20 protein-coding genes are annotated in these 23,410 nt (G+C 66.8%); 15 read left to right on the plus strand and 5 right to left on the minus strand.

Going from position 1 to position 23,410, the window contains the following annotated elements:
• Positions 1-88 precede the first annotated feature (88 nt).
• Both ACQR1Y_RS17995 and ACQR1Y_RS18000 read left to right on the plus strand, forming a co-directional pair.
• Positions 89-1,645, plus strand: a complete 1,557-nt coding sequence (locus ACQR1Y_RS17995) for an EAL domain-containing protein (protein WP_434877594.1) — start codon at positions 89-91, stop codon at positions 1,643-1,645.
• 15 nt (positions 1,646-1,660) lie between these two features.
• Entirely contained in the window at positions 1,661-2,515 is an 855-nt protein-coding gene (locus tag ACQR1Y_RS18000) for a TIGR01459 family HAD-type hydrolase (protein ID WP_434877595.1), read from the plus strand.
• Between the two features lie 70 nt (positions 2,516-2,585).
• Here ACQR1Y_RS18000 and ACQR1Y_RS18005 read toward each other — a convergent pair whose 3' ends face one another.
• Entirely contained in the window at positions 2,586-2,981 is a 396-nt protein-coding gene (locus ACQR1Y_RS18005) for a response regulator (RefSeq protein ID WP_006613531.1), read from the minus strand.
• Positions 2,982-3,247: 266 nt separating this feature from the next.
• Here ACQR1Y_RS18005 and ACQR1Y_RS18010 point away from each other — a divergent pair, with 266 nt between their 5' ends.
• From ACQR1Y_RS18010 to ACQR1Y_RS18060, 11 genes are all read left to right on the plus strand, one after another.
• Positions 3,248-4,228 (plus strand): bifunctional riboflavin kinase/FAD synthetase, encoded by a 981-nt coding sequence (locus ACQR1Y_RS18010; protein ID WP_434856143.1) that lies wholly within the window; start codon positions 3,248-3,250, stop codon positions 4,226-4,228.
• Positions 4,229-4,553: 325 nt separating this feature from the next.
• A complete protein-coding gene (gene ileS, locus ACQR1Y_RS18015) occupies positions 4,554-7,565 on the plus strand; it encodes an isoleucine--tRNA ligase (protein ID WP_434877596.1) in 3,012 nt (1,003 codons plus the stop codon).
• Between the two features lie 194 nt (positions 7,566-7,759).
• Positions 7,760-8,257: a signal peptidase II gene (gene lspA, locus ACQR1Y_RS18020; protein ID WP_434877597.1), complete on the plus strand. Its 498-nt coding sequence runs from the start codon at positions 7,760-7,762 to the stop codon at positions 8,255-8,257.
• A gap of 184 nt (positions 8,258-8,441) precedes the next feature.
• Positions 8,442-9,137: a hypothetical protein gene (locus ACQR1Y_RS18025; RefSeq protein WP_434856146.1), complete on the plus strand. Its 696-nt coding sequence runs from the start codon at positions 8,442-8,444 to the stop codon at positions 9,135-9,137.
• A 177-nt stretch (positions 9,138-9,314) separates the two neighbouring features.
• Positions 9,315-10,700: a M16 family metallopeptidase gene (locus ACQR1Y_RS18030; protein WP_434856147.1), complete on the plus strand. Its 1,386-nt coding sequence runs from the start codon at positions 9,315-9,317 to the stop codon at positions 10,698-10,700.
• Positions 10,700-12,079, plus strand: a complete 1,380-nt coding sequence (locus ACQR1Y_RS18035) for a M16 family metallopeptidase (protein ID WP_434877598.1) — start codon at positions 10,700-10,702, stop codon at positions 12,077-12,079. Before ACQR1Y_RS18030 ends, ACQR1Y_RS18035 begins: the two co-directional genes overlap by 1 nt.
• A 331-nt stretch (positions 12,080-12,410) precedes the next feature.
• Positions 12,411-12,830 (plus strand): alternative ribosome rescue aminoacyl-tRNA hydrolase ArfB, encoded by a 420-nt coding sequence (arfB, locus tag ACQR1Y_RS18040; protein WP_006610408.1) that lies wholly within the window; start codon positions 12,411-12,413, stop codon positions 12,828-12,830.
• Between the two features lie 457 nt (positions 12,831-13,287).
• Positions 13,288-13,605 (plus strand): c-type cytochrome, encoded by a 318-nt coding sequence (locus ACQR1Y_RS18045; RefSeq protein WP_434877651.1) that lies wholly within the window; start codon positions 13,288-13,290, stop codon positions 13,603-13,605.
• A 1-nt stretch (position 13,606) separates the two neighbouring features.
• On the plus strand, positions 13,607-14,002 hold the full coding sequence (locus ACQR1Y_RS18050) for a VOC family protein (RefSeq protein ID WP_006610406.1): 396 nt from the start codon (positions 13,607-13,609) through the stop codon (positions 14,000-14,002).
• Between the two features lie 49 nt (positions 14,003-14,051).
• Positions 14,052-14,600, plus strand: coding sequence for a gluconate 2-dehydrogenase subunit 3 family protein (locus ACQR1Y_RS18055; protein WP_434877599.1), 549 nt, complete (start codon positions 14,052-14,054; stop codon positions 14,598-14,600).
• 38 nt (positions 14,601-14,638) lie between these two features.
• Positions 14,639-16,207: a GMC family oxidoreductase gene (locus tag ACQR1Y_RS18060; RefSeq protein ID WP_434877600.1), complete on the plus strand. Its 1,569-nt coding sequence runs from the start codon at positions 14,639-14,641 to the stop codon at positions 16,205-16,207.
• Between the two features lie 222 nt (positions 16,208-16,429).
• On the opposite strand, the gene ACQR1Y_RS18065 is transcribed toward ACQR1Y_RS18060, so the two are convergent.
• Positions 16,430-16,741 carry a ribbon-helix-helix domain-containing protein gene (locus ACQR1Y_RS18065; protein WP_434877601.1) on the minus strand — a complete coding sequence of 104 codons (312 nt, stop codon included), beginning with the start codon at positions 16,739-16,741 and terminating at the stop codon, positions 16,430-16,432.
• Between the two features lie 168 nt (positions 16,742-16,909).
• Here ACQR1Y_RS18065 and mutL point away from each other — a divergent pair, with 168 nt between their 5' ends.
• Entirely contained in the window at positions 16,910-18,760 is a 1,851-nt protein-coding gene (gene mutL, locus ACQR1Y_RS18070) for a DNA mismatch repair endonuclease MutL (RefSeq protein WP_434877602.1), read from the plus strand.
• A 206-nt stretch (positions 18,761-18,966) separates the two neighbouring features.
• Here the strand turns inward: mutL and rsmD are convergent, their stop codons facing one another.
• Together rsmD and ACQR1Y_RS18080 are read right to left on the minus strand one after the other, a co-directional pair.
• On the minus strand, positions 18,967-19,521 hold the full coding sequence (rsmD, locus tag ACQR1Y_RS18075; protein ID WP_434877603.1) for a 16S rRNA (guanine(966)-N(2))-methyltransferase RsmD: 555 nt from the start codon (positions 19,519-19,521) through the stop codon (positions 18,967-18,969).
• Positions 19,522-19,767: 246 nt separating this feature from the next.
• The gene (locus tag ACQR1Y_RS18080) at positions 19,768-21,876 is read right to left on the minus strand and encodes a pseudouridine synthase (RefSeq protein WP_434877604.1); all 2,109 of its coding nucleotides are present in this window, start codon (positions 21,874-21,876) and stop codon (positions 19,768-19,770) included.
• Positions 21,877-22,007: 131 nt separating this feature from the next.
• Here ACQR1Y_RS18080 and ACQR1Y_RS18085 point away from each other — a divergent pair, with 131 nt between their 5' ends.
• Positions 22,008-22,454 (plus strand): nucleoside deaminase, encoded by a 447-nt coding sequence (locus tag ACQR1Y_RS18085; RefSeq protein WP_434877605.1) that lies wholly within the window; start codon positions 22,008-22,010, stop codon positions 22,452-22,454.
• A 2-nt stretch (positions 22,455-22,456) separates the two neighbouring features.
• Here the strand turns inward: ACQR1Y_RS18085 and ACQR1Y_RS18090 are convergent, their stop codons facing one another.
• Positions 22,457-23,362: an alpha/beta fold hydrolase gene (locus ACQR1Y_RS18090; protein ID WP_434877606.1), complete on the minus strand. Its 906-nt coding sequence runs from the start codon at positions 23,360-23,362 to the stop codon at positions 22,457-22,459.
• Positions 23,363-23,410: the final 48 nt, after the last annotated feature.

Here is a 23,410-nt window from a genome sequence, read left to right on the forward strand (position 1 = left end):
AGCCACGCCCGGTATTTGAATCCTGCCGACTATCCTCGCGAATCAACAGAAGTGCTAAGGTTGCATTCGGTTGGGAGCGTCGCGCAGCATGATCCGTATTTCCACGATTTTCATCGCCATCTGCATGGTTCTGGTCGCGGCGTCGCTCGGCCTGATCTTGTATTCGGTGGCCGGCATCAGTGGGTCGGAATCCGCGATCGTCGCGCTGACGGCGCTGACCTTCCTCATCCTCTACAACGCCGTCTCGATGCGGCTGCGCGACCGCACCGATGTCGGCAGCCAGATCGCCGATCTGTCGCGCGGAACGGCCGACCTCGCCCGTCAGGTCGCCGAGTTCGGCCGGCGGCTGTCGGCTGTCGAAGGACGCATCGTGTCGTCGAACTCGGTCAGCTCCGATCGCCTGCAGGGCGTGATCGGCGAGATCAACGAGCTCGGCGGACTGATGAAGCAGCTCGCCGTCACCGTGGCCCAGCATGAGGATCTGATCGCCGCGATGCCGGCAGCAGCGGCGGACGCAACGTCCGTGCCTGCGCGCGAAGCTCCGGCCGCGGTCGCGCCCCCCGCGGCGTCGGCCGTCTATCCCGATCCGAAGGCCGCGCCGTCCGCGCCGATCGAGCTCAAGAAGGAAGCGATCGCGACCGTCGGGCCGGCGCCGGCTCCGGTGGCGAAAGCGCCGGTCGCCGCGCCCGTCGCTGCCACGCCTGCGGTCGCCCCGCCGGCACCGGCAGTCCCGCGGACCCAGGCCCAGATCCTTGCCGCCGTCAAAAGCGCCATAGACGACAACCGCATGGACATCTACCTGCAGCCGCTGGTGACGCTGCCTCAGCGCAAGGTGCGCTTCTACGAGGCGGTGACCCGGTTGCGCGACGAGCGCGACCAGGTCGTTGCGGCGGAGGATTTCATCGGCATCGCCGAGGGCGCCGGGCTCGTCGGTCGGATCGATCACATGGTGATGCTCCGTTGCGTCCAGGTGCTGCGGCGCCTGATGGTGCGCAACAAGGATGTCGGGATCTTCTGCAACATCTCCGCCGCGACCTTGAGCAACCCCGAGAACTTTTCGCAGTGCCTCGACTTCCTCGAAGCCAACCGGGCGCTGGCGTCGTCTTTCGTGCTCGAATTCAAGCAGTCGACCTTGCGCAACCTCGGCCCGACAGAGACCGAGCACCTCGCGGCGCTGGCGCAGCGCGGCTACCGGTTCTCGATGGACCACGTCACCGACCTCCGCTTCGAGCCGCGCGAGCTTGCCGATCGCGGCGTCCGCTTCATCAAGGTGCCGGCCGCGCTGCTGCTCGACCCGAAGCAGAGCTCGGTGTCCGACATCCACCCGACCGATCTATCCGACCTGCTCGGCCGTTTCGGCATCGACCTGATCGCCGAGCGGATCGAGGGCGAGGGCAGCGTCGTCGACCTGCTCGACTACGACGTCCGCTTCGGCCAGGGCTTCCTGTTCGCGCCGCCCCGCCCATTGCGACCGGAAGGCGCATCTGCTACCGGCGAGGCCGCTTCCACCCCCTCGGGCGGGCAGGACATCAAGATTCAGGACCAGAATGCCGCCGGCAATACCACTTTGGACGTCTCGAACAGCATCGGTCCGACGCGCAGCGGCAATGCCGCGCTCGTCCGCCGTATCGCCGGCACGCACTGAGGCACGGCCCCTCGCATGACCGCGCTCCACTTCGAGGCGCGGCTGCGCGATCTTCTCGTCCGCAAGCAGGTTCTGCTGAGCGACATCTGGGGCGTCGTCCATAACGGGCTGGAGTCGTTCCCCGAGGCCTGCGAGGCGCTGCATCGGTTCCGGCAGCAGGGCGGCACGGTGATCCTGATCACCAACGCGCCGCGTCCCGCCGATTCGGTGCAACGGCAATTGCGCAAGCTCGGCGTAGCCGACGAGGTCTATAGCGCGATCGTCTCCTCCGGCGACCTGACCCGGCACTACGTCGCCGATCATCCCGGCGGCAAGGTGTTCTGGCTCGGCCCCGAGCGCGACAACTCCATCTATCGCGGCCTCGACGTCACCCTGTCGCCGCTGGAGGACGCCTCCTACATCATCTGCACCGGCCTGTACGACGACGAGACCGAGACCGCCGAGGACTACCGGGCGATGCTGCTGCAGGCGCGCGAGCGCAAGCTGCCGCTGATCTGCGCCAATCCCGACATCGTGGTCGAGCGCGGCGACCGGCTGATCTACTGCGCCGGCGCCATCGCCGAGCTGTATCGCGAGCTGGGCGGCGAGGTGATCTTCTACGGCAAGCCGCACCGGCCGATCTACGAGCGCGCCATGCAGCTCGCCGAGCAGCATGCCAGGCGACAGGTCGCGCGCGAGGAGGTGCTGGCGATCGGCGATTCCGTCCGCACCGATCTCGCCGGCGCGCACGGCTTCGGCATCGACTGCCTGTTCGTCACCCGCGGCATCCATTCCGAGGAGTTCGCCGGCGTCGAACAGCTCGACCCCGCCTCGGTCAAGGAGCTGTTCGGCCACCCTCCCCGCGCGCTGATGCGCGAATTGAAGTGGTGAGCGGAGCCTGAAACGAAAAACGCCCGGCAATGCCGGGCGTCTTTTTTCCGTGATGAGATCGGATCGGCCCTCAGGCCGTCGCCATGTCCGGGAACACCGCATCGATCTTGGTCTTCAGGGTCGCGGCGTTGAACGGCTTGACGATGTAGTTGTTCACGCCGGCCTTCTTGGCCGCGATCACGTTCTCGGTCTTGGATTCCGCCGTGATCATGATGAACGGCGTGGTCGCCAGGTTCGGATCGGCGCGGACCTCGCGGAGCAGGTCGTAGCCGGTCATCGGCTCCATGTTCCAGTCGGAGATCACGAGGCCGTACTTCTTGGCGCGCATCTTGTTGAGCGCCATCGAGCCGTCGCTCGCGTCGTCGATGTCCTCGAACCCGATCTGCTTCAGAAGATTCCTGATGATCCGGATCATGGTGCTGTAATCGTCGACGACGAGCACCGGCATCGTCAAATCAACCGCCATCTTGACTCCCCCAACGCGAACACAACGCGCAGACTGTTACCAAAACGCTCTTTCGGCTCAGGTCTTTCAGCGACCCCGCCATCCGGTCCAAGCAGTAGCATCAGCCGTTAAACAGCGCGTTAACTGCGCTGCGGCCGCATGTCGCTATTGCTGCGCTGCATGAATTCGCGGCCCCTTTGGCTTGACTTCGGCAGGCCGCCCGCCCACGGTCGAAGGCACCCCGCCGGATCGGGGAACTTGACAAATTCGCGAGATATTTCCGTCAGATGTCAGCTTTCACGATCATCCGCGATTCCACCCCGCCACAGGACATCCTCAAGGGCGCGGTGGTGGCGATGGGGAATTTCGACGGCGTTCACCTCGGCCATCGGGCCGTGATCGACGCCGCCATCGCGATGGGCAGGGCCAAGGGCCGCCCGGCGCTGGCCCTGACCTTCGAGCCGCATCCGCGGCGCTTTTTCAGCCCGAATACCCCGCAATTCCGGCTGACCGACGAGGCCGCCAAGCTGCGGCTGCTGGCCGGCGCCGGGCTCGACGGTGCCGTGGTCATGACTTTCGACAAGGGCCGGGCCCAGACCCCGGCGCAGGACTTCATTCACCACGATCTCATCGGCCGGCTCGGCGTGGCCGGAATTGCCGTCGGCTACGACTTTCATTTCGGCAAGGGCCGGGTCGGCTCCCCGACCCTGCTCGCCAATGAGGCGCCCAAGCTCGGGATCACCGTCGAGGTCCAGCCGCATGTCGACATCGACGAGCGGCCGGTGTCGTCGACCGCGATCCGCGAGGCGCTGGCCGAGGGCCAGGTCGCGGAGGCCACCGCCATGCTGGGCGGTCCCTGGTTCGTCTCCTCGGAGGTCATCCATGGCGAAAAGCGCGGCCGCGACCTCGGCTACCCCACCGCCAACATGCGGCTCGATCGCGATTGCGGCCTGCGTCACGGCATCTATGCCGTCCGGGTCGGCCGCGGCCGCGGCGCCAACCGGGTTCTGATCGACGGCGTCGCCAATTTCGGCCGCCGGCCGACCTTCGACAATGGCGCGCCGCTGCTGGAGACGTTTCTGTTCGATTTCAAGGACAGCCTCTATGGCGAGGTGCTGGATGTCGCCTTCATCGGCTTCATCCGCGAGGAGGCGAAATTCACCTCGATCGACGCCCTGATCCGGCAGATGGACGACGACAGCGCCAAGGCCCGCGCCCTGCTGGCGGCGAGCGCCGGCCTCTTCCCCCGGCTCGGCGAGATCGGCTGACCTGCGTCCTCCATGCACGCCGTCATTCCGGAGCGATGCGCAGCATCGAACCCGGAATCTCGAGATTCCGGGTTCAGCCCTGACGGGCTGCCCCGGAATGACCGCATCTGGAGAGCGCTGACGCGCAGATCACTTTGCGATTTGGCCGCCCGGCTGCTATGAGGGAGCCCCATGTTGATACGGCGCACCATCGGCATTAGCGGCCCGGCTTCCGCCTGAGCTTTTCGAGCTCGGCGCAAGACCGGGATGTCTCTGCTCGTTCCGCCGCCCGCGATCGCAGATCGCGCCTCCGCGCCCCTCTTTGAGCTCATCAAGCCAGATCACGATGTCCGAGAAGCCGCAAAAGTCCGACGCCCAAAAAGCCGACAAAGATTATTCCAAGACCCTCTATCTGCCGCAGACGGACTTCCCGATGCGCGCCGGCCTGCCGCAGCGCGAGCCGGAGCTGCTGAAATATTGGAACGACATCGACCTCTACGGCAAGCTGCGCGCGACCGCGAACGGACGGCCGAAATTCGTCCTGCATGACGGCCCGCCCTACGCCAACGGCAACATCCATATCGGGCATTCGCTCAACAAGATCCTCAAGGACGTCGTGACCAAGAGCCAGCAGATGCTCGGCCACGATTCCAACTACGTGCCGGGCTGGGACTGCCACGGCCTGCCGATCGAGTGGAAGATCGAGGAGGAGAACTATCGCAAGAAGGGCAAGACCAAGCCCGACTTCCGCGACAGCGCCGCCATGGTCGCGTTCCGCAAGGAGTGCCGCGCCTATGCCGAGCACTGGCTCAACGTGCAGCGCGAGGAGTTCAAGCGTCTCGGCGTGATCGGCGACTGGGACCATCCCTACGCCACCATGACCTATCCGGCCGAGGCCCAGATCGCGCGCGAGCTGATGAAGTTCGCCGCCAACGGAACGCTGTATCGCGGCTCCAAGCCCGTGATGTGGAGCGTGGTCGAGAAGACCGCGCTGGCCGAGGCCGAGGTCGAGTACGAGGACTATCAGTCCGACACGGTGTGGGTGAAGTTTCCGGTGACGTCGCCAGCGCATGGCGCGCTGGCCGGCGCCTCGGTCGTGATCTGGACCACCACGCCCTGGACCCTGCCCGGCAACCGCGCCATCTCGTTCTCGCCCAAGATCGCCTACGGCCTCTATGAGATCACCGACGCACCGGCGGACAACTGGGCGAAGGCCGGCGACAAGCTGATCCTGGCCGACGCGCTCGCCGACAGCGTGTTCAAGCAGGCGCGCGTCACGAGCTACGCCAAGCTGCGCGACATCCCCGGCGACACGCTGGATGCCGTCGAATGCGCCCATCCGTTCAAGGGCCTCGCAGGCGGCTACAATTTCGTCGTGCCGCTGCTGTCGGGCGAGCACGTCACCGACGACACCGGCACCGGCTTCGTGCACACCGCCCCCGGCCACGGCCGCGAGGACTTCGACGTCTGGATGGCGAATGCGCGCGAGCTCGAGGGCCGGGGCATCGCGACCACGATCCCCTACACCGTCGACGAGAACGGCGCGCTGACCGACCACGCGCCGGGCTTCACCGGCAAGCGCGTCATCAACGACAAGGGCGAAAAGGGCGACGCCAACGAGGCCGTCATCAAGGCGCTGACCGACGCCGGCCAGTTGCTGGCGCGCGGCCGTCTGAAGCATCAGTACCCGCATTCCTGGCGCTCCAAGAAGCCGGTGATCTTCCGCAACACGCCGCAATGGTTCATCGCGATGGACAAGGACATTGCGGACCACGGCCAGGCGAAGTCCGGCGACACCCTGCGCGCGCGCGCGCTGCGCGCGATCTCGGTGACGCAATGGGTACCGGCCGCCGGCCAGAACCGCATCAACGGCATGATCGCCAACCGTCCGGATTGGGTGATCTCGCGCCAGCGCGCCTGGGGCGTGCCGATCGCCGTGTTCGTGCGCGAGAAGGGCGACGGCTCCGCCGAGATCCTGCAGGACGAGGCGGTGAACGCCCGCATTTCTGACGCCTTCGAAAAAGAAGGCGCCGACGCCTGGTACGCCGATGGCGCGCGCGAACGTTTCCTCGGCCCCAAGGCCAACGAGGACTGGAAGAAGGTCGACGACATCTGCGACGTCTGGTTCGACTCCGGTTCGACCCACGCCTTCGTGCTGGAAGACCCCGTGCACTTCCCGGGCCTCGCCGGCATCAAGCGCAAGGTCGATGGCGGCCAGGATACGGTGATGTACCTCGAAGGCTCGGACCAGCATCGCGGCTGGTTCCACTCGTCGCTGCTCGAGAGCTGCGGCACCCGCGGCCGTGCGCCTTACGACGTCGTGCTGACGCACGGCTTCACGCTCGACGAGAACGGCCGCAAGATGTCGAAGTCGCTCGGCAACACCATCGAGCCGCAGAAGGTCATCAAAGACTCCGGCGCCGACATCCTCAGACTCTGGGTCTGCGCCACTGACTATGCCGACGACCAGCGCATCGGCCCGGAGATCCTGAAGAACACCATCGAGACCTACCGCAAGCTGCGCAACAGCATCCGCTGGATGCTCGGCACGCTGCATCACTACAAGCGCAGCGAGGCCGTCGCGTTCGCCGACATGCCGGAGCTGGAGCGGCTGATGCTGCATCAGCTGTCGCAGCAGGCCGAGGTGATCCGCCGCGCCTATGCCGCGTTCGACTACAAGACCGTGATCGCCTCGCTCGCGGCGTTCATGAACACCGAGCTGTCGGCGTTCTATTTCGACATCCGCAAGGACACGCTGTATTGCGATCCGCCGTCATCGGTGGCGCGCAAGGCGGCGCTGACCGCGATCGACCTGATCTGCGACGCCATCCTGAAATGGCTGGCGCCGGTGCTCTCCTTCACCACCGATGAGGCTTGGCGGATGTATCGCCCGGACGCCGAGCCGTCTGTGCATCTGACCTTGTTCCCGGATGCGATGGACGGCTACCGCGACGATGCGCTCGCCGCGAAATGGGAGGCCATCCGCAACGTCAGACGCGTCGTCACCGGCGCGCTGGAGCTGGCGCGTGCGGCGAAGACCATCGGCTCCTCGCTGGAGGCCTCGCCGATCATCTACGTCGCCGACCGCGCCCTGCTCGGCACCTTGTTCGACACCGACCTCGCCGAGGTCTGCATCACCTCGAACTACGAGGTCCGCGAGGGCGACGCGCCGGCCGAGGCGTTCCGGCTGGATGCGGTGCCGGGTGTGGCGGTGGTGGTCGAGAAAGCCGTCGGCAGGAAGTGCGCCCGCTCCTGGAAGATCCTGGAGAGCGTCGGCGAGGACAAGGACTATCCCGACGTCTCCCCCCGCGACGCGAAGGCGCTGCGCGAATGGAAGGCGCTGGGAGTGGGCGTGTGATCCGCGATCGCGCGTCACACTCCGCCGTCGTCCCGGCGAACGCCGGGACCCATAATCACCGGCCGTCCTGGTGAGCAAAGACTGATGACTCCGAGTCCTTTCCACCAATTGGCCGTCCGCAGTATGGGTCCCGGCGTTCGCCGGGACGACAGCTGTGTTCGTGGCCGGCTTGGTCGTCAACTCACCAGCGTCCAATGACCCCCCGTCTCCGCCTCGGCCTGCTCGCCGCCGTCGCCACCCTCATCATCGACCAGGCCACCAAGCTGTGGCTGCTCTACGGGTTCGATCTGCCGAACCGCGGCACCGTCAAGATCACGCCGTTCTTCGATCTCGTGCTGGCCTGGAACATCGGCATCAGCTTCGGCTGGCTGCAGAACGACTCACCGCTGGCGCAATACGGTCTGATGGCGGTGAAGGTGGTCGCGGTGATCGCGCTGGGCATCTGGATGCTCAGGGCGGAAACCAAGCTGGCGACGCTGGCGCTCGGCCTGATCATCGGCGGCGCGATCGGCAACGGCATCGACCGGCTGGCGTTCGGCGCCGTGGTCGATTTCGCGCTGTTCCACGTCCAGATCGGCGGCACGGTCTACAATTGGTACATCTTCAACATGGCCGATGTGGCCATCGTTGCCGGGGTGGCGGGCCTGCTGTATGACTCCTTCTTCGGGGGCTCCGCCGCAAAAGCGCCCTGATCCGGGTCGATACCGGCCGGTGCCGATCCCCGGGGTGACTTGGGGTCAAGAGCCTGACGTTCTTCACGTTTTCGAGATCGGCGCGATGACCGGACGGCCCCTGGGGGCGCGGGTTATTCAGACGATGGAGTCGCGGCCGGTTCGTCGGAGCACGACCACTGGACAAGCGAGGACAGGGAAAGCCATGCGCAAGACCGAAGTCAGCGGCCGGATCGTGAGCCGCCCAGCCATTCGCGCCCTGCGCCTTTCGGCAGTCGTGCTCGGCATCGGCGTCATCATGGCCACGGGCGCGGCCCGTGCCCAGGAGGACGAGGAAGACGACAAGACCTTCGAAGAGAAGATCATCGACAACGTGATGCGCGGCCTCGGCGGCACCAACATGGAGACGCCGACCATCAATTACCGCGAGCGCTCGCCGCTGGTGGTCCCGCCCAAGCTCGACCTGCCGCCGCCGGCCTCCGCGGCCCAGGCGACCGCGCCGAACTGGCCGAAGGACCCCGACGAGCAGCAGCGCCGCGCGGCCGCCGCCGCGCGCAAGAAGGACAACAAGGATCCGGTCGCCGCCTCGCGTCCGCTGACCCCCGCCGAGATGCGCGCCGGCCGCACGGCGTCCGCCAAGTCGACCGAGCCGATCCAGCCCGGCGTCAGCAACAACCCGATGATGAGCCCGTCGCAGCTCGGCTTCAAGGGCGGCCTGTTCGGTATGTTCAAGGGCACGGACACCGAGACCAAGCAGTTTACCAGCGAGCCGCAGCGCGAGAGCCTGACCCAGCCGCCGCCGGGCTACCAGACCCCCTCGTCCAGCTATGCCTATGGCACCGGCAAGATGGAGCCGATCGGCGGCAAGCAGCTGGACATCATGACCGGCAAGGAACGGTGACGGCGGCGACCGCCTCACCCTCTCCGGGGATGCCGGCTCAAGCCGGCGTTAGCGAAATTTAATGTCTTGGGGCGGCACCATGTCGCCGTTTTGTGACGCCGGGCGCCGTCCCGCGCGGTGTAGCATGCTGCGCTCAAACCCGATCGCCCCGCCCTCCCGCGGGCTTTCAGAAGGATCATGATGTCCTCGCACCGGTTCATTCCCGTCGCCGCCGCACTCGTCTCCCTGTTTGCGTTCACGGCCGGCGCTTCGGCGCAAACGACGTTCGCCTCCGAGCCCCCCGCCAGCTTCACGCTTCCCAACGGCCTGCAGGTCGTCGTCATCCAGGATCACCGCACCCCAGTGGTGACGCAGATGATCTGGTACAAGGTCGGCTCCGCCGACGAGACGCCCGGCAAATCGGGCCTCGCGCATTTCCTCGAACACCTGATGTTCAAGGGTACCGAGAAACATCCGGCCGGCGAGTTCTCCAAGACCGTGCTGAAGATTGGCGGCAATGAGAACGCCTTCACCTCGGTCGACTACACCGGCTATTTCCAGCGCGTGCCGCGCGACCAGCTGCCGAAGATGATGGAGTTCGAGGCCGACCGCATGACCGGCCTCGTGCTCAAGGACGAGAACGTGCTGCCCGAGCGCGACGTCGTGCTCGAAGAGTACAACATGCGCGTCGCCAACTCGCCGGAGGCCCGCCTCAACGAGCAGATCATGGCGGCGCTCTACGTCAACCATCCCTATGGCCGTCCCGTGATCGGCTGGAAGCCGGAGATCGAGAAGCTCAGCCGCGAGGATGCGCTGGCGTTCTATCGCCGCTTCTATGCACCCAACAATGCGACGCTGGTGATTGCCGGCGACACCGACGTCAACGAGGTTCGTCCGCTCGTCGAAAAGACGTTCGCGAAGATCCCCTCCCAGCCCGACATCCCCGCCCGCCGCATGCGGCCGCAGGAGCCGGAACCGGTGGCGCCGCGCACCGTCACGCTCGCTGATCCGCATGTCGAGCAGCCTTCGATGCGGCGCTTCTATCTGGTGCCCTCGGCCACGACCGCAGCGCCCGGCCAGTCGGCCGCGCTCGACGTGCTGGCGCAGCTGATGGGCAGCGGCAGCAACTCCTATCTCTACCGCGCGCTGGTCGTCGACAAGCCGCTCGCGATCAATGCCAGCGCGTCCTATCAGGGCACCTCGCTCGATCCGACCCAGTTCTCGATCGCGGCCTCGCCGCGGCCGGGCGTCGAGTTTGCCCAGGTTGAAGCCGTCGTCGACAGCGTCATCGCCGAGCTCGCGCAGAACCCGGTGCGCGCCGAGGATCTCGAGCGCGTCAAGACGCAGCTTATTGCTGAAGCGATCTACGCCCAGGACAACCAGGCGACGATGGCGCGCTGGTATGGCGGCGGCCTCACCACGGGGCTCTCGATCGAGGACATCCGGAGCTGGCCGGACCGCATCCGCGCCGTCACCGCCGAGCAGGTCCGCGCCGCCGCGCAGACCTGGCTGCAGAAGAAGCGCTCGGTGACCGGCTATCTGATCAAGGACAATGCGGCCAAGCGCGAGGAGAAGCGGTCGTGATGAGCACAATGAGCTTCGCCCGCCGTTTCGCCTGCACGCTTGCCGTTGCCGCTGCCGCGCTCACGCTGGCACCGGCCGCGCAGGCCGCGACCAAGATCCAGCGCCTGGTCTCGCCCGGCGGCATCGAGGCCTGGTTCGTCCAGGACGCCACCGTCCCCTTGATCGCGATGGAATACGCCTTCCAGGGCGGCGCCTCGCAAGATCCCCAGGGCAAGCCCGGCGTCGGCAATCTCGTCGCCGACCTGCTCGACGAGGGCTCCGGCGATCTCGATTCCAAGACCTTCCACGAGCGCCTCGACCGCCGCGCCATCGAGCTGTCGTTTCAGGTGTCGCGCGATCAGTTCCGCGGCTCGCTGCGCATGCTGCGTGACAATAAGGACGAAGCGTTCGACCTGTTGCGCACGGCGCTGACCTCGCCGCATTTCGACAGCGCCGATGTCGAGCGCATCAAGTCGCAGGTGCTTTCGGGGCTGCGTCGCGAGACCACAAACCCGAGCTCGCTCGCGGGCCGCAAATTCCTCGAGCTCGCCTTTCCGAACCATCCCTATGGCCGTCCCGCCAACGGAACGCTCGACAGCGTGCCGAGCATCACCGTCGACGATCTCAAGGCCTATGTCGGCCGCGTCCTCGCCAAGGACACGCTGAAGGTTGCCGTCGTCGGCGATGTCGATCCGGCGACGCTCGGCAAGCTGCTCGACCAGACCTTCGGCAGCCTGCCGGCCAAGGCGCAGTTGACGCCGGTGCCAGACGTCGTCGCCACCAAGCCGCCGCAGCGCGTGCTGGTCTCGCTCGACGTGCCGCAGACCGTGATCACCTTCGGCGGCCCCGGCATCCGCCGCCACGACCCGAACTTCATGGCGGCCTATGTGGTCAACCACATCCTCGGCGGCGGCGGCCTGTCGTCGCGGCTGTACAAGGAGGTGCGCGAGAAGCGCGGCCTCGCCTACTCCGTCTATGACGCGCTGCTGTGGATGGATCACTCGGCCCTCTTCATCGGCAACACCGCGACCCGCTTCGACCGCGCCAGCGAGACCATCGCCGCGGTCGAGGGCGAGATCCGCCGTATGGCCGAGGAAGGTCCGACCCAGCAGGAGCTCGACGAGGCCAAGTCCTACATCAACGGCTCGCAGATGCTGGCGCTCGACACCTCCTCCAAGCTGGCGCAGGCGATGCTGCAGTACCAGCTCGACAAGATGCCGATCGACTACATCGAGAAGCGCAGCGAGATCGTCAACGCGGTTACGCTCGACGATGCCAAGAAGGCGGCCAAGCAGCTCTGGAGCCAGGGCCTGCTGACGGCGGTGGTCGGCCGCACGCCGCAGGCGGCGGCCGAGCCGGCGCAGGCGCCGGTCACCGCGCCGGTGACGAAGACGAACTGAGCGGAGGCGACGCCGCATCACACCTCGGTGCGGTTGACCACAGCTGCCACAACACAAATGGTGTCGTCCCGGACAAGCCGCGACGCGCGAAGCGCGGCGTGGCGCCGATCCGGGACCCATACGCCGCAGCCGAAATGATGCGAAAGGTGGTCATGACCAGCCTGCCCCAAACCGCTCCCTGTGGTTATGGATCCCGGCGTTCGCCGGGATGACAGCGGAGGTTTTGGTAGCGTCGCGGCACCATCATAAATCTGGTCACTGCCCACCCGCGCACACCGCCGCTAAACCCGCTATGGTGCCCACGAAAGCCTTCGAATCTCCCTGGTGCCCCATGCTGCGGATCTCCCGCGACCTTGCCATCGACGAGAACGACATCGAGATCTCGTTCGTGCGCGCCTCCGGCCCCGGCGGCCAGAACGTCAACAAGCTGTCGACCTCGGCGCAACTGCGCTTCGACACCAGCCGTATCACGCTGCCGGAGGATGCCGCCGCACGGCTCGCCCGTCTCGCCGGCCAGCGCATGACCAAGAACGGCGTCATCGTCATCCAGGCCGAGCGCTTCCGCACCCAGGAGCGCAACAAGGCCGATGCGATCGAGCGCCTCGTGACCCTGCTGCGCGAGGCGATGGTGCGGCCGAAGGTCCGCCGCCCGACCAAGCCGACCTTCGGCTCCAAGCAGCGCCGTCTCGAAGGCAAGAAGCTGCGCAGCGACGTCAAGGCCGGCCGCGGCGCAAGACGTTTCGACGATTAGTTGGCCGGCCTTGAGCTTGTCATCCAATCCCGTCATTCCGGGGCAATCGTCGATGCGCGTTTGCGCATCGGCGATTGAACCCGGAATCTCGAGATTGTTGGAAACGAACGCAAGCCAAGCTCGAGATTCCGGGTTCAAGGCCTGCGGCCTTGCCCCGGAATGACGATCGGTGTGGCGCTGAAGATAGATTCGTACAGAGCCGCCCGTACAACGTCGCACCCCTGATGACAGCACGATGAGTCTGCATTGCTGACTCATCTCCCGCGCTGCAACGAGCCGCGCCTGCTTTGTTCTCGCTGAAACAGCCGGCTACTACCACGCCACATCGGCTGCAACCTACTCTCAGAAAAAACGAGAGCGAGGATCGATGTCGGGATGGCGTGCGGCGCGGCTTGCGCCTGTTTTTGTCGGGCTGTTTTGCAGCGCGGTGCTCGGCACCACGATCGCCTCCGCGCAGATGGCACTGCCCTCGCCCAAGCCCGCCGATGGCGCCACCTTGTTCAAGCAGCAATGCGGTGTCTGCCACACGCTGAGCAGCACCGAGCCGATGCGACAGGGACCGCCGCTGTCGACGATCGTCGGTCGCCGCGCCGGTTCCATCGAAGGCTTCCGTTATTCCGCCGGCTTCGCGAAAGCCGACTTCACCTGGGACGAGGCCAAGCTCGACGCCTGGCTGACCAATCCGCAAGAGCTGATCCCCGGCGCCGTCATGGCCTATCGCCAGGCCAAGCCCGACGTTCGCGCCGCGATCATCACCTACCTGAAGGACAATTGAGATGGCAAAGCCCGTACATTCCATGATCCGCGTCTTCGACGAGGCCAAGGCGCTGGACTTCTACAAGCGCGCCTTCGGCCTGGAGATCGCCGACAACCTCCGCTTCGACGGCTTCGCGCTGATCTATCTGCGCCATCCCTCGTCGCCGTTCGAGGTCGAGCTGACCGTCAATTTCGACCGCAAGGAGCCGTACACGCTCGGCGACGGCTACGGCCATCTCGCGGTCGTGGTCGACGATGTCGATGCCGAGCACGCCCGCTTCGAGCGCGAGAACCTGGCGCCCGGCCCCTTGCGCGACTTCAAGCACAATGGCGCGACCTTGGCCCGCTTCTTCTTCGTCAGCGATCCCGACGGCTACAAGATCGAGGTGATCCAGCGCGGCGGCCGCTTCGGCTGAGCCGCAAGACCACGGAATTACAAATAAAAATCACACGGAGGAAACTGCCATGAGAGAAGTCGATCGCCGTAACAAATACGACCGCCGCGTCTTCCTGAAGGGCGCGGCAGCGACAGTGCCGGCCGCCGCCGTCGCCTCCGCGACCGGCGTCGGCGTCACCGATGCCTGGGCGGAGGATGCCAAGGCGCTGACGCCGGCGACCTTGAAGACGCTGGTGAAGGTCGCGCGCGACATCTATCCGCACGACTTCCTCGCCGACCGCTACTACATCACTGCCGTCAAGCCGTGGGACGGCAAGGCGGCGGAAGATGCTGCCGTCAAGGCGATGATCAATGATGGCATCGCACGCCTCGACCAGGACGCCAGGGATCGCCACAAGGTGCCGTATGCGAAGGTGCCGTGGGAGACCGATCGCGTCGCGCTGCTCGTGGGCATCGAGCAGACCACCTTCTTCAAGACCTTGCGCGGCGATCTCGTGGTGTCGCTCTACAATCAGAAGGAGCTCTGGCCGAAGTTCGGCTACGAGGGCTCCTCCGCCGAGCATGGCGGCTACATCAACCGTGGCTTCTCCGACATCGACTGGCTGCCCAAAGCCTGACGCCGGCGAACAACAACGAGAACACGGAGGAAACCACAATGGCAAAATTCGATCTGAACGATTCGGGCGTAGTGGTGATCATAGGCTCGGGCGCCGGCGGCGGCACCCTGGGCAACGAGCTCGCGCAGAAGGGCATCAAGGTCGTGATCCTGGAGGCCGGCGGCCGCTACGAGATCCCCGACTTCATCAACGACGAATGGGAGAGCTTCACCCAGCTCGCCTGGACCGACATGCGCACCACGTCCGGCACCTGGCGCGTGGCGAAGGACTTCGCCAATCTGCCGGCCTGGATCGTCAAGGCGGTCGGCGGCTCCACCGTGCACTGGGCCGGCGCCTCCTTGCGCTTCGAGGAGCACGAGTTCAAGGCGCGCACCACCTATGGCGGCGTGCCGGGCACCACGCTGCTCGACTGGCCGGTGACCCTCGCCGAAATGACGCCGTGGTACGCCAAGGCCGAGTTCAAGATGGGCGTGACGCGCACCAACGACATTCCCGGCCTGCCCGGCAACAACAACTTCAAGGTCCTCGAAGCCGGCGCCAAGCGGCTCGGCTACAAGACGGTGCACACCGGCAACATGGCGATCAACTCGCAGCCGCGCGACGGCCGCGGCGCCTGTCAGCAGATCGGCTTCTGCTTCCAGGGCTGCAAGTCCGGTGCGAAATGGTCGACGCTCTACACCGAGATCCCGAAGGGCGAGGCCACCGGCAATCTCGAGGTCCGCTCCGGCTGCATGGCGATCAAGATCGAGCATGACGCCTCCGGCAAGGTCACCGGCGTGGTCTATGCCGATGCCGACGGCAAGATGCAGCAGCAGAAGGCCCGCATCGTCGCGGTGGCCGGCAACTCCATCGAGAGCCCGCGGCTTCTGCTGAACAGCGCCTCCAGCCTGTTCCCCGATGGCCTTGCGAACTCCTCGGGCCAGGTCGGCCGCAACTACATGCGGCACATGACCGGCAGCGTCTACGCGACGTTCGAGAACCCCGTGCACATGTATCGCGGCACCACGATGGCCGGCATCGTCCGTGACGAGGCCGCGTTCAACCCGAAGCGCGGCTTCGTCGGCGGCTACGAGATGGAGACCTTGTCGCTCGGCCTGCCGTTCATGGCCGCGTTCCTCAATCCCGGCGCCTGGGGCCGCAGCTTCACCGCGGCGCTGGAGACCTATCCGCGCATGGCCGGCATGTGGCTGGTCGGCGAGGACATGCCGCAGGAGACCAACCGCATCACGCTCGATCCGGTCGCCAAGGACAAGTTCGGCATGCCGGTGGCGTCGGTGCATTTCGACGATCATCCCAACGACGTCGCGATGCGCGCCCACGCCTACAAGCAGGGCTCGGCGATCTACGAGGCCGTCGGCGCCACTGTGACCTATCCGACCACGCCCTATCCCTCGACGCACAATCTTGGCACCAACCGGATGAGCGAGAAGGCGAAAGACGGCGTCGTCAACAAGTTCGGCCAAACGCACGACGTGAAGAATCTGTTCGTGTCGGACGGCAGCCAGTTCACCACGGGCGCGGCATGCAATCCGACGCTGACCATCGTAGCGCTGGCGATCAGGCAAGCCGACTACATCGCGGGCGCGATGCAGAAGAAGGAGATATGAGTCTGCTCAATCGTATCGGGCATCCCCGTCACCGCAACGACGGTCAGCGCCTCCCCCGCTTGCGGGGGAGGTCGTATCGCATCGAAGATGCGATGCGGGTGGGGGAACGCTCAGCAAAGATTGCTGATGATGGAGCTCATACGGCAAAGACTAATCCGTGGGGCGCCCCCACCCCGCCCTCCCCCGCAGGCGGGGGAGGGAGACGAAAGACTGCCCGTGTGGCTACTCGGCCGCGTCCATGATCGCGGCCGCGGTGAACTCCGGCATCGCCGCGCTCACCTTCGCTCGGTAAATCAGACAGGAGCACCGCAGCAGCGACGCGAAATTCTTCACCTCGCCGTGATGGTCGAGCACCTCGGCATACAGGGTGGTCACGAATTTGGCGACGCTCATGCCTTCCTTGGCCGCGATCTCCTCGAGCGTGTCCCAGAACGCCATTTCAAGCCGGATCGACGTGCTATGGCCGCCGATCCGCAAGGAGCGGGTCTGCGACTCATAATCGCGCTGAGGCTGGTGTGCGAACAGACGGCACATGGGCTTCCTCCGGCAGATTGTCATTTTCGCAAAACGATATACCGGCCCCGCCCGCCTCACAATCCCGTTGGAGAACGTGGCTTTCGCCTGCCGCACTGCATAAAACGCGCTATTCTCGCCGCTCGCAGCAGCGTGCTCGTGCCTTCAAGATCCAAGCCAGTCAGCCCCATGCCCGTCCGCCAGCTTCCCGAGCAGATCATCAACCGCATCGCGGCAGGCGAGGTGGTCGAGCGGCCCGCGAGCGTGGTCAAGGAGTTGGTCGAGAACGCCATCGACGCCGGCGCCCACCGCATCGACATTTTCACCGACGGCGGCGGACGGCGGACAATCGCGATTACAGATGATGGCGGCGGCATGACCTCGGCCGATCTCGCGCTCGCGGTCGAGCGCCACGCGACCTCCAAACTCGACGACGAGGATCTGCTGCAGATCCGCACGCTCGGGTTCCGTGGCGAGGCGCTGCCCTCGATCGGCTCGGTGGCGCGGCTGTCGATCACGACACGGCACAAGAGCGAGCCGCATGCCTGGGCGATCACCGTCGATTGCGGCGACAAGTCCGAGATCGTGCCCGCTGCGTTGAACCAAGGCACGCGCGTCGAGGTCGCCGATCTCTTCCACGCGACGCCGGCACGGCTGAAGTTTCTCAAGACCGACCGCACCGAGGCCGAGGCGATCCGCGAGGTGGTGCGGCGGCTGGCGATGGCACGGCCCGACATCGCCTTCACCATCGCCGGCGAGGAGCGCGCGCCGGTGACCTGGGCCGCCGCGCTGCCCGGCGCGCCGGGACAATTGACGCGGCTCGGCGATATCCTCGGCGCCGACTTCCGCAGCCATGCGATCGCCGTGCGCAGCGAGCGCGATCATGTCGTGGTGGAAGGCTTCGCCGCGGCGCCGGCGCTGACGCGGGCCAATGCGCTCGGCCAGTATCTGTTCGTCAACGGCCGCCCGGTGCGCGACAAGCTGATCCTCGGCGCGGTGCGCGCGGCCTATGCGGACTATCTGCCGCGCGACCGCCATCCGGTGGTGGCGCTGTTCGTCACGCTCGATCCGCGCGAGGTCGACGCCAACGTGCATCCGGCCAAGACCGAGGTGCGCTTCCGCAACGCCGGTCTCGTCCGCGCGCTGATCATCCACGCGCTGAAGGAAGGCTTGGCGCGCGAAGGCCGCCGCACCGCGGCCAATGATGGCGGTGCGACCATCGCGGCGTTCCGCCCGGCATTCTCGCCGCCGCGACCGAACGCTGCGCCGATGAACTGGGACTGGCAGCGCTCGCCGTCGGCGCCGGTGGCGCCGATGCCGCTCTATGACGATGCGGCTGCGGGCCCGGCAGCATTCTCGTCTGCCGCCTTCGCCGAGCCGATGCAGTCGGCGTTCGACGTCGGCGGCCCGCGCGCCGATTTGCGGCTGCACGAGCAGCCGGCGGCGCCCGACCTGCTCGACCGTCCGCTGGGCGCGGCGCGCACGCAGATCCACGACACCTACATCGTGGCGCAGACGCGCGACGGCCTCGTCATCGTCGACCAGCACGCCGCCCACGAGCGCATCGTCTATGAGCGCCTGAAGTCTTCGCTTGCGACCCACGGCGTGCAGCGGCAGATCCTGCTGATCCCGGATATCGTCGAGCTCGACGAGGCCACCGTCGAGTCGCTGCTTGCGCGAACCGATGAGCTCGCCTCCTTCGGGCTCGCGATCGAATCCTTCGGCCCCGGCGCGGTCGCGGTGCGCGAGACGCCGTCGCTGCTCGGCAAGGTCAATGCGTCGGCGCTGCTGCGCGATCTCGCCGAGCACATGGAGGAATGGGGCGAGGCGCTGCCCCTGGAGCGCCGCCTGATGCACGTCGCCGCCACCATGGCCTGCCACGGCTCCGTCCGCGCCGGCCGCCGCCTCAAGCCGGAAGAGATGAACGCGCTGCTCCGCGAGATGGAGGACACGCCGAACTCGGGCCAGTGCAACCACGGCCGCCCGACCTATGTCGAGCTGAAGCTCGCCGACGTCGAGAAGCTGTTCGGAAGGAGATAGCGACGCTCGAGGCCACGACGATAGCTACAAATCCGGTGTCGTCCCGGACAAGCCGCGGCGGCGCAAAGCGCCGCCGAGGCGCCGATCCGGGACCCATACGCCGCAGCCGCCGTGAGGAAAAAGAACGGGGCGGCGAGCAGCCTGCCTCCCAACGTGATCCTGTGATTATGGGCCCCTGCGTTTGCAGGTGCGACACCGAGCAAGGATCACGAGCGGCGCAGGAACACGAATTCCGTGTCGTCGTAGGCGCGCCGCTCGAGCTCCTCGAACCCGTCTGGCGCCTTGAACGCCGCGGCCTTGGACTCCTCGACCACCAGCAGCGCCGATGGTACCAGCCAGCCGCCATCGCGCAGCGACACCAGAGCCGTCTCCGCCAAGCCTTTGCCGTAAGGCGGATCAAGAAACACCAGCGAAAACGGCTCGACCGGATGCGCCGGACCGAGATTGGTGGCATCACGGCGATACACCTTGGTGACGCCGCCGAGCCCCAGCGCCTCGACATTGTTGCGCAACAGCGCCCGCGCCTCGGCGCCATTGTCGACGAACAGGGTGAACTCAGCCCCGCGCGACACCGCCTCGATGCCGAGCGCGCCGGTGCCGGCAAACAGATCGAGCACACGCGCGCCCTCGATCGGATTGTCGTAGGCGTGCACCAGAATGTTGAACAGCGCCTCGCGCAGCCGGTCCTGCGTCGGCCTGATATCGCGCGACGCCGGCGACGCGATGTTGCGGCCCTTCAACCGTCCCCCGACGACCCGCATCACTTGCCTCTGCCTGCTTTGGGAGATGCAGTAACAACGCGGGAGCTATGCTCCCCTCCCCCCGCGCGAAGAGCTTCGCTAGGCGGGGAGGGGTCGGGGGTGGGGGTGCCACGAGCGAGACTGCCTGCTGGGTTACCCCCCTCCCCGCCCCTCCCCCACAAGGGGGGAGGGAGAGGAGAGACCACCCGAGCGTCGGAGATTAGCAAGACTGAGTCCGCGGCATACATCGCAGCAGGCCGCATCGCCCTACTCGTCGTCCCGCGGCGCGATATCACGCTTGCCGTGATAGCCGCGCTTCGGCCGCTTCGGCGGGCCGGGGAAGCGCGCCTCGGCCTCGTGGCGCTCGCGGGCCTCCTCGCTGCCGGTGCGCTGGACGAGGACGCGGCGGCCCTTGCGGTCGGCGACGACCTCGCGCTTCGGCTTGGGCTTCGGATCCGGCAGCGGCTCGCGATTGCTATTACCAGCCGGCCCGAGATCGGCGCCGGACTGCGCGATGACCTTCTCGCCAAGCTGCTCGCGCAGCACCCGCGTCTTGACCTCCTGCACCTCGCCCTCCGGCAGCTCCAGGAGCTGGAACGGACCATAGGAGACGCGGATCAGGCGGTTCACCTCGAGGCCGAGATGCGCCAGCACATTGCGTACCTCGCGGTTCTTGCCCTCGCGGATCGCCACGACGAGCCAGACATTGGCGCCCTGGTCGCGCTCGAGCGTCGCTTCGATCGGACCATACTTCACGCCATCGACCTCGACACCAGCGGCGAGCTGGTCGAGCTGTCCCTGCGTGATCTCGCCATGAGCGCGGACACGGTAGCGCCGCGTCCAGCCGGTGTCCGGCAGCTCGAGCACGCGCGCGAGACCGCCGTCATTGGTCAGCAGCAGCAGGCCTTCGGTGTTGAAGTCGAGCCGGCCGATCGAGATCAGCCGGGGCAGTCCCTCCGGCAGATTGTCGAACACCGTCGGGCGGCCCTCGGGGTCGCTATGCGTCGTCATCAGCCCGCGCGGCTTGTGATACAGGAACAGCCGCGTCCGCTCGCGCTCCGGCAGCGGCGCGCCGTCGACCTTGATCTCGTCGTTCTCGGTGACGTCGAGCGCCGGCGAGTTGATGATGCGGCCGTTCACGCTGACGCGGCCCTGCGTCACCATCTCCTCGGCGTCGCGGCGCGAGGCAAGGCCGGCGCGGGCCAGCACCTTGGCGATGCGCTCGCCGGTCTTGCCGGGCTTCGGCGCCTCGTCGGGCACGACGCGCTTGCTGCGCTTCTCCGTCTCAGGCTTGCGCTCGCGGTACGGGCCGCGGCCGCCGAACGCCGGGCGCTTGGCGAAGATCTCGCCGTCGTTCTCATTGTCGCGGCGCGGCCGATCGCCGAACTCGCGGCGCTCGCTGCGCGGATGCTCCTGCCAGTCGGTGCGGCCCTCGGGACGACGACGCGGCTTGTCGAAGCCCCGGTCCTCGCCGCGATCACGCGGACGATCGAATTTCGGCCGGTCGAACTTCGGACGATCCTCACGCGGGCGATCGGATCGCGGACGGTCGTAGCTGCGGCCACCCTCGCGCGGCGGACGCGCGCCGCGCTCGGCGCGATCGCCATCGCGCTTCTGCCACGGCTTGCTTTCACCCCGCGGCGGTCGGTCGCCGAACTCCTTGCGCGGACCACGTGCGCCGCCACCAAACTTTCGCTCGCCGCGATCCCCCTCGGCGCCGCGCGAGAACTTGCGCTCGCCGCCGAACTTGCGCTCCGGACGATCACCTCCACGCGACGGACGGTCACTGAAGCTACGCGCGGGCCGGTCGCCGCGATCGCGCGCGCCCTCGCCACGCGGCGTATACGGACGCTTCTCACCGTCACGCTCTCGCGGCGCGTAAGGCTTGCGCTCACCGAAATTGCGCTCCGACGACCGCCCCGCAGGACGGGCCTCGTCGCGGCCGGCACGCGGCGTATAGGGGCGCTTCTCACCACCGCGCTCATCACGATCGAATTTCGGCCGGTCGCCACGCGGCTTGAAGGCGCGCTTCTCACCATCGGCGGCCCGGGCGGGGCGAGCGGCATAGGGCCGGTCGCCACGCGGACGCTCATCGCGATTGAAGCGCGGCTTGTCGCCAAAGGATTTGCGCGGCGCATCGCCGTCGTCGCGCCGGCGCGGCGCGCGGCCCTCGTCGAACGAGCGCTTGTCGCCGTCGCGCTTGGCAAAGCTCTTGCCGCCGTCCTTGGCCCCGAAACCGCGCTTGGCGAACTTCTTCTCAGGCCCGCGCGCGGCGCCCGAGCGTCCCTTAGGTCCCTTGGCCCCCTCGGACCGCCCTCGCGGGGCGCCACCGCGGCGGCCGCGGGTATCGTTGTCTTTGTCGGTATCACGGGGCATGAAGGTCTCGCTTCGAGGTGCAGGACGCGGGGTGATACGCGCGCTCTGAGCAGCGCATGTCACGCGGGAAATCGGTGTCCGGTTTTGCTGAAGGGCGATGCAGTAGCAGACTTGACCGGGTAATACGAGCCATGAACAGCCCTTCTTTCATGGATTTGGCCCTGAAAGCGGCCGAATCGGCCGGAATTTCCGGCGAGGTGCCGATCGGCTGCGTGGTCGTCCGTAACGGCGAGGTGATCGCCACCGCCGGCAACCGCACGCTGACCGACCGGGATCCCACCGCCCATGCCGAGATCCTGGCCTTGCGCCAGGCCGCCCAGGTGATCGGCAGCGAGCGGCTGGTGGATTGCGACCTCTACGTGACCCTCGAACCGTGCACGATGTGCGCCGGCGCCATCTCCTTCGCCCGCATCCGCCGGCTGTATTATGGGGCGGCCGACCCCAAGGGCGGCGCCGTCGAGTCGGGCGTGCGCTTCTTCGCCTCCCCGACCTGCCATCACGTGCCGGACGTCTATTCGGCCGTCGGCGAACAACAAGCGGCGCAGATGCTGAAGGAGTTCTTCAAGGCGCGGCGCTGATGTCACTCGCTCAGAAAGAACTCCCGCAACAGCCGCGCCGTCTCGGATGACGCCTCCTCGGTGAGGAAATGCCCGGAATCAACCGGCGCGCCGCGCACGTTGGTCGCCCATTTCCCCCGGGTGTCGAGCGGTGTCGCCGCCGCGCTGGCAATCCCGGCATCGCCCCACAGCGCCAGCATCGGGATCGTGATCTTCTTGCCGGCGCCGAGATCGGCCTTGTCGATCTCATAGTCGGCATAGGCGCCGGCGCGATAGTCCTCGCACATCGCATGGATTCGCGCGGGGTCGCGGAACGGCGCGAGATAGTGCTGAAGCGCGCGAGGATCGATCGCGTCAAGCGTCTTGCTCTTGGTCTGGCTCGCCATCTTCTGCTTCAGGAAGAACTCGCCCGCCCCCGCGATCAGCGTCTCCGGCAGCGGCGCCGGCTGGGCCAGGAATGCCCAGTGGTAGATCTTGAGCGCATAGGCGCGGTTGATACGTTCCCAATAGTCATAGGTCGGCAGGATATCGAGCACGGCGAGCTTCGACAGCCGGCCGGGATGATCGAGCGCCAGCCGATAGGCGACGCGGCCGCCGCGATCGTGGCCGGCCAGCGCGAAGTGGACATGGCCGAGCTGCTCCATCGCCTCGATCATCGTCTTCGCCATCGCGCGCTTGGTGTACGGCGTGTGCTCCGGATCGCTGTCGGGCATGTCGGACCAGCCGTAGCCAGGGAGGTCGGCGACGATCAGCGTGAAGCGATCGGCCAACGCTGGCGCCACGCGGTGCCACATCACGTGCGTTTCGGAGAAGCCGTGCAGCAGCAGCAGCGGCGGACCACTGCCGCCGACACGCGCGAAGACGCGCCCCGCGGATGTGTTGATCCATTCGGACGCATAGCCTGGAAACAGATCGGCGAGGTCACTCATGTCAGCCTCAAAGCACTCGTCGCACGGACGGCCCGCGGATCGCCCGCG

Origin of the sequence: Bradyrhizobium sp. HKCCYLRH3099 (genome assembly GCF_051167855.1) — a bacterium.
Classification (GTDB): domain Bacteria; phylum Pseudomonadota; class Alphaproteobacteria; order Rhizobiales; family Xanthobacteraceae; genus Bradyrhizobium.

Coding starts and splice junctions, on each gene's coding strand:
- lspA (WP_434877597.1), top strand. CDS start 7,760: ATGACCCCCCGTCTCCGCCTCGGCCTGCTCGCCGCCGTCGCCACCCTC.
- ACQR1Y_RS18005 (WP_006613531.1), bottom strand. CDS start 2,981: ATGGCGGTTGATTTGACGATGCCGGTGCTCGTCGTCGACGATTACAGC.
- ACQR1Y_RS18010 (WP_434856143.1), top strand. CDS start 3,248: ATGTCAGCTTTCACGATCATCCGCGATTCCACCCCGCCACAGGACATC.
- ACQR1Y_RS18045 (WP_434877651.1), top strand. CDS start 13,288: ATGGCACTGCCCTCGCCCAAGCCCGCCGATGGCGCCACCTTGTTCAAG.
- mutL (WP_434877602.1), top strand. CDS start 16,910: ATGCCCGTCCGCCAGCTTCCCGAGCAGATCATCAACCGCATCGCGGCA.
- ileS (WP_434877596.1), top strand. CDS start 4,554: ATGTCCGAGAAGCCGCAAAAGTCCGACGCCCAAAAAGCCGACAAAGAT.
- ACQR1Y_RS18060 (WP_434877600.1), top strand. CDS start 14,639: ATGGCAAAATTCGATCTGAACGATTCGGGCGTAGTGGTGATCATAGGC.
- ACQR1Y_RS18055 (WP_434877599.1), top strand. CDS start 14,052: ATGAGAGAAGTCGATCGCCGTAACAAATACGACCGCCGCGTCTTCCTG.
- ACQR1Y_RS18035 (WP_434877598.1), top strand. CDS start 10,700: ATGAGCACAATGAGCTTCGCCCGCCGTTTCGCCTGCACGCTTGCCGTT.
- ACQR1Y_RS18050 (WP_006610406.1), top strand. CDS start 13,607: ATGGCAAAGCCCGTACATTCCATGATCCGCGTCTTCGACGAGGCCAAG.
- ACQR1Y_RS18080 (WP_434877604.1), bottom strand. CDS start 21,876: ATGCCCCGTGATACCGACAAAGACAACGATACCCGCGGCCGCCGCGGT.
- ACQR1Y_RS18030 (WP_434856147.1), top strand. CDS start 9,315: ATGATGTCCTCGCACCGGTTCATTCCCGTCGCCGCCGCACTCGTCTCC.
- ACQR1Y_RS18065 (WP_434877601.1), bottom strand. CDS start 16,741: ATGTGCCGTCTGTTCGCACACCAGCCTCAGCGCGATTATGAGTCGCAG.
- arfB (WP_006610408.1), top strand. CDS start 12,411: ATGCTGCGGATCTCCCGCGACCTTGCCATCGACGAGAACGACATCGAG.
- rsmD (WP_434877603.1), bottom strand. CDS start 19,521: ATGCGGGTCGTCGGGGGACGGTTGAAGGGCCGCAACATCGCGTCGCCG.
- ACQR1Y_RS17995 (WP_434877594.1), top strand. CDS start 89: ATGATCCGTATTTCCACGATTTTCATCGCCATCTGCATGGTTCTGGTC.
- ACQR1Y_RS18090 (WP_434877606.1), bottom strand. CDS start 23,362: ATGAGTGACCTCGCCGATCTGTTTCCAGGCTATGCGTCCGAATGGATC.
- ACQR1Y_RS18025 (WP_434856146.1), top strand. CDS start 8,442: ATGCGCAAGACCGAAGTCAGCGGCCGGATCGTGAGCCGCCCAGCCATT.
- ACQR1Y_RS18000 (WP_434877595.1), top strand. CDS start 1,661: ATGACCGCGCTCCACTTCGAGGCGCGGCTGCGCGATCTTCTCGTCCGC.
- ACQR1Y_RS18085 (WP_434877605.1), top strand. CDS start 22,008: ATGAACAGCCCTTCTTTCATGGATTTGGCCCTGAAAGCGGCCGAATCG.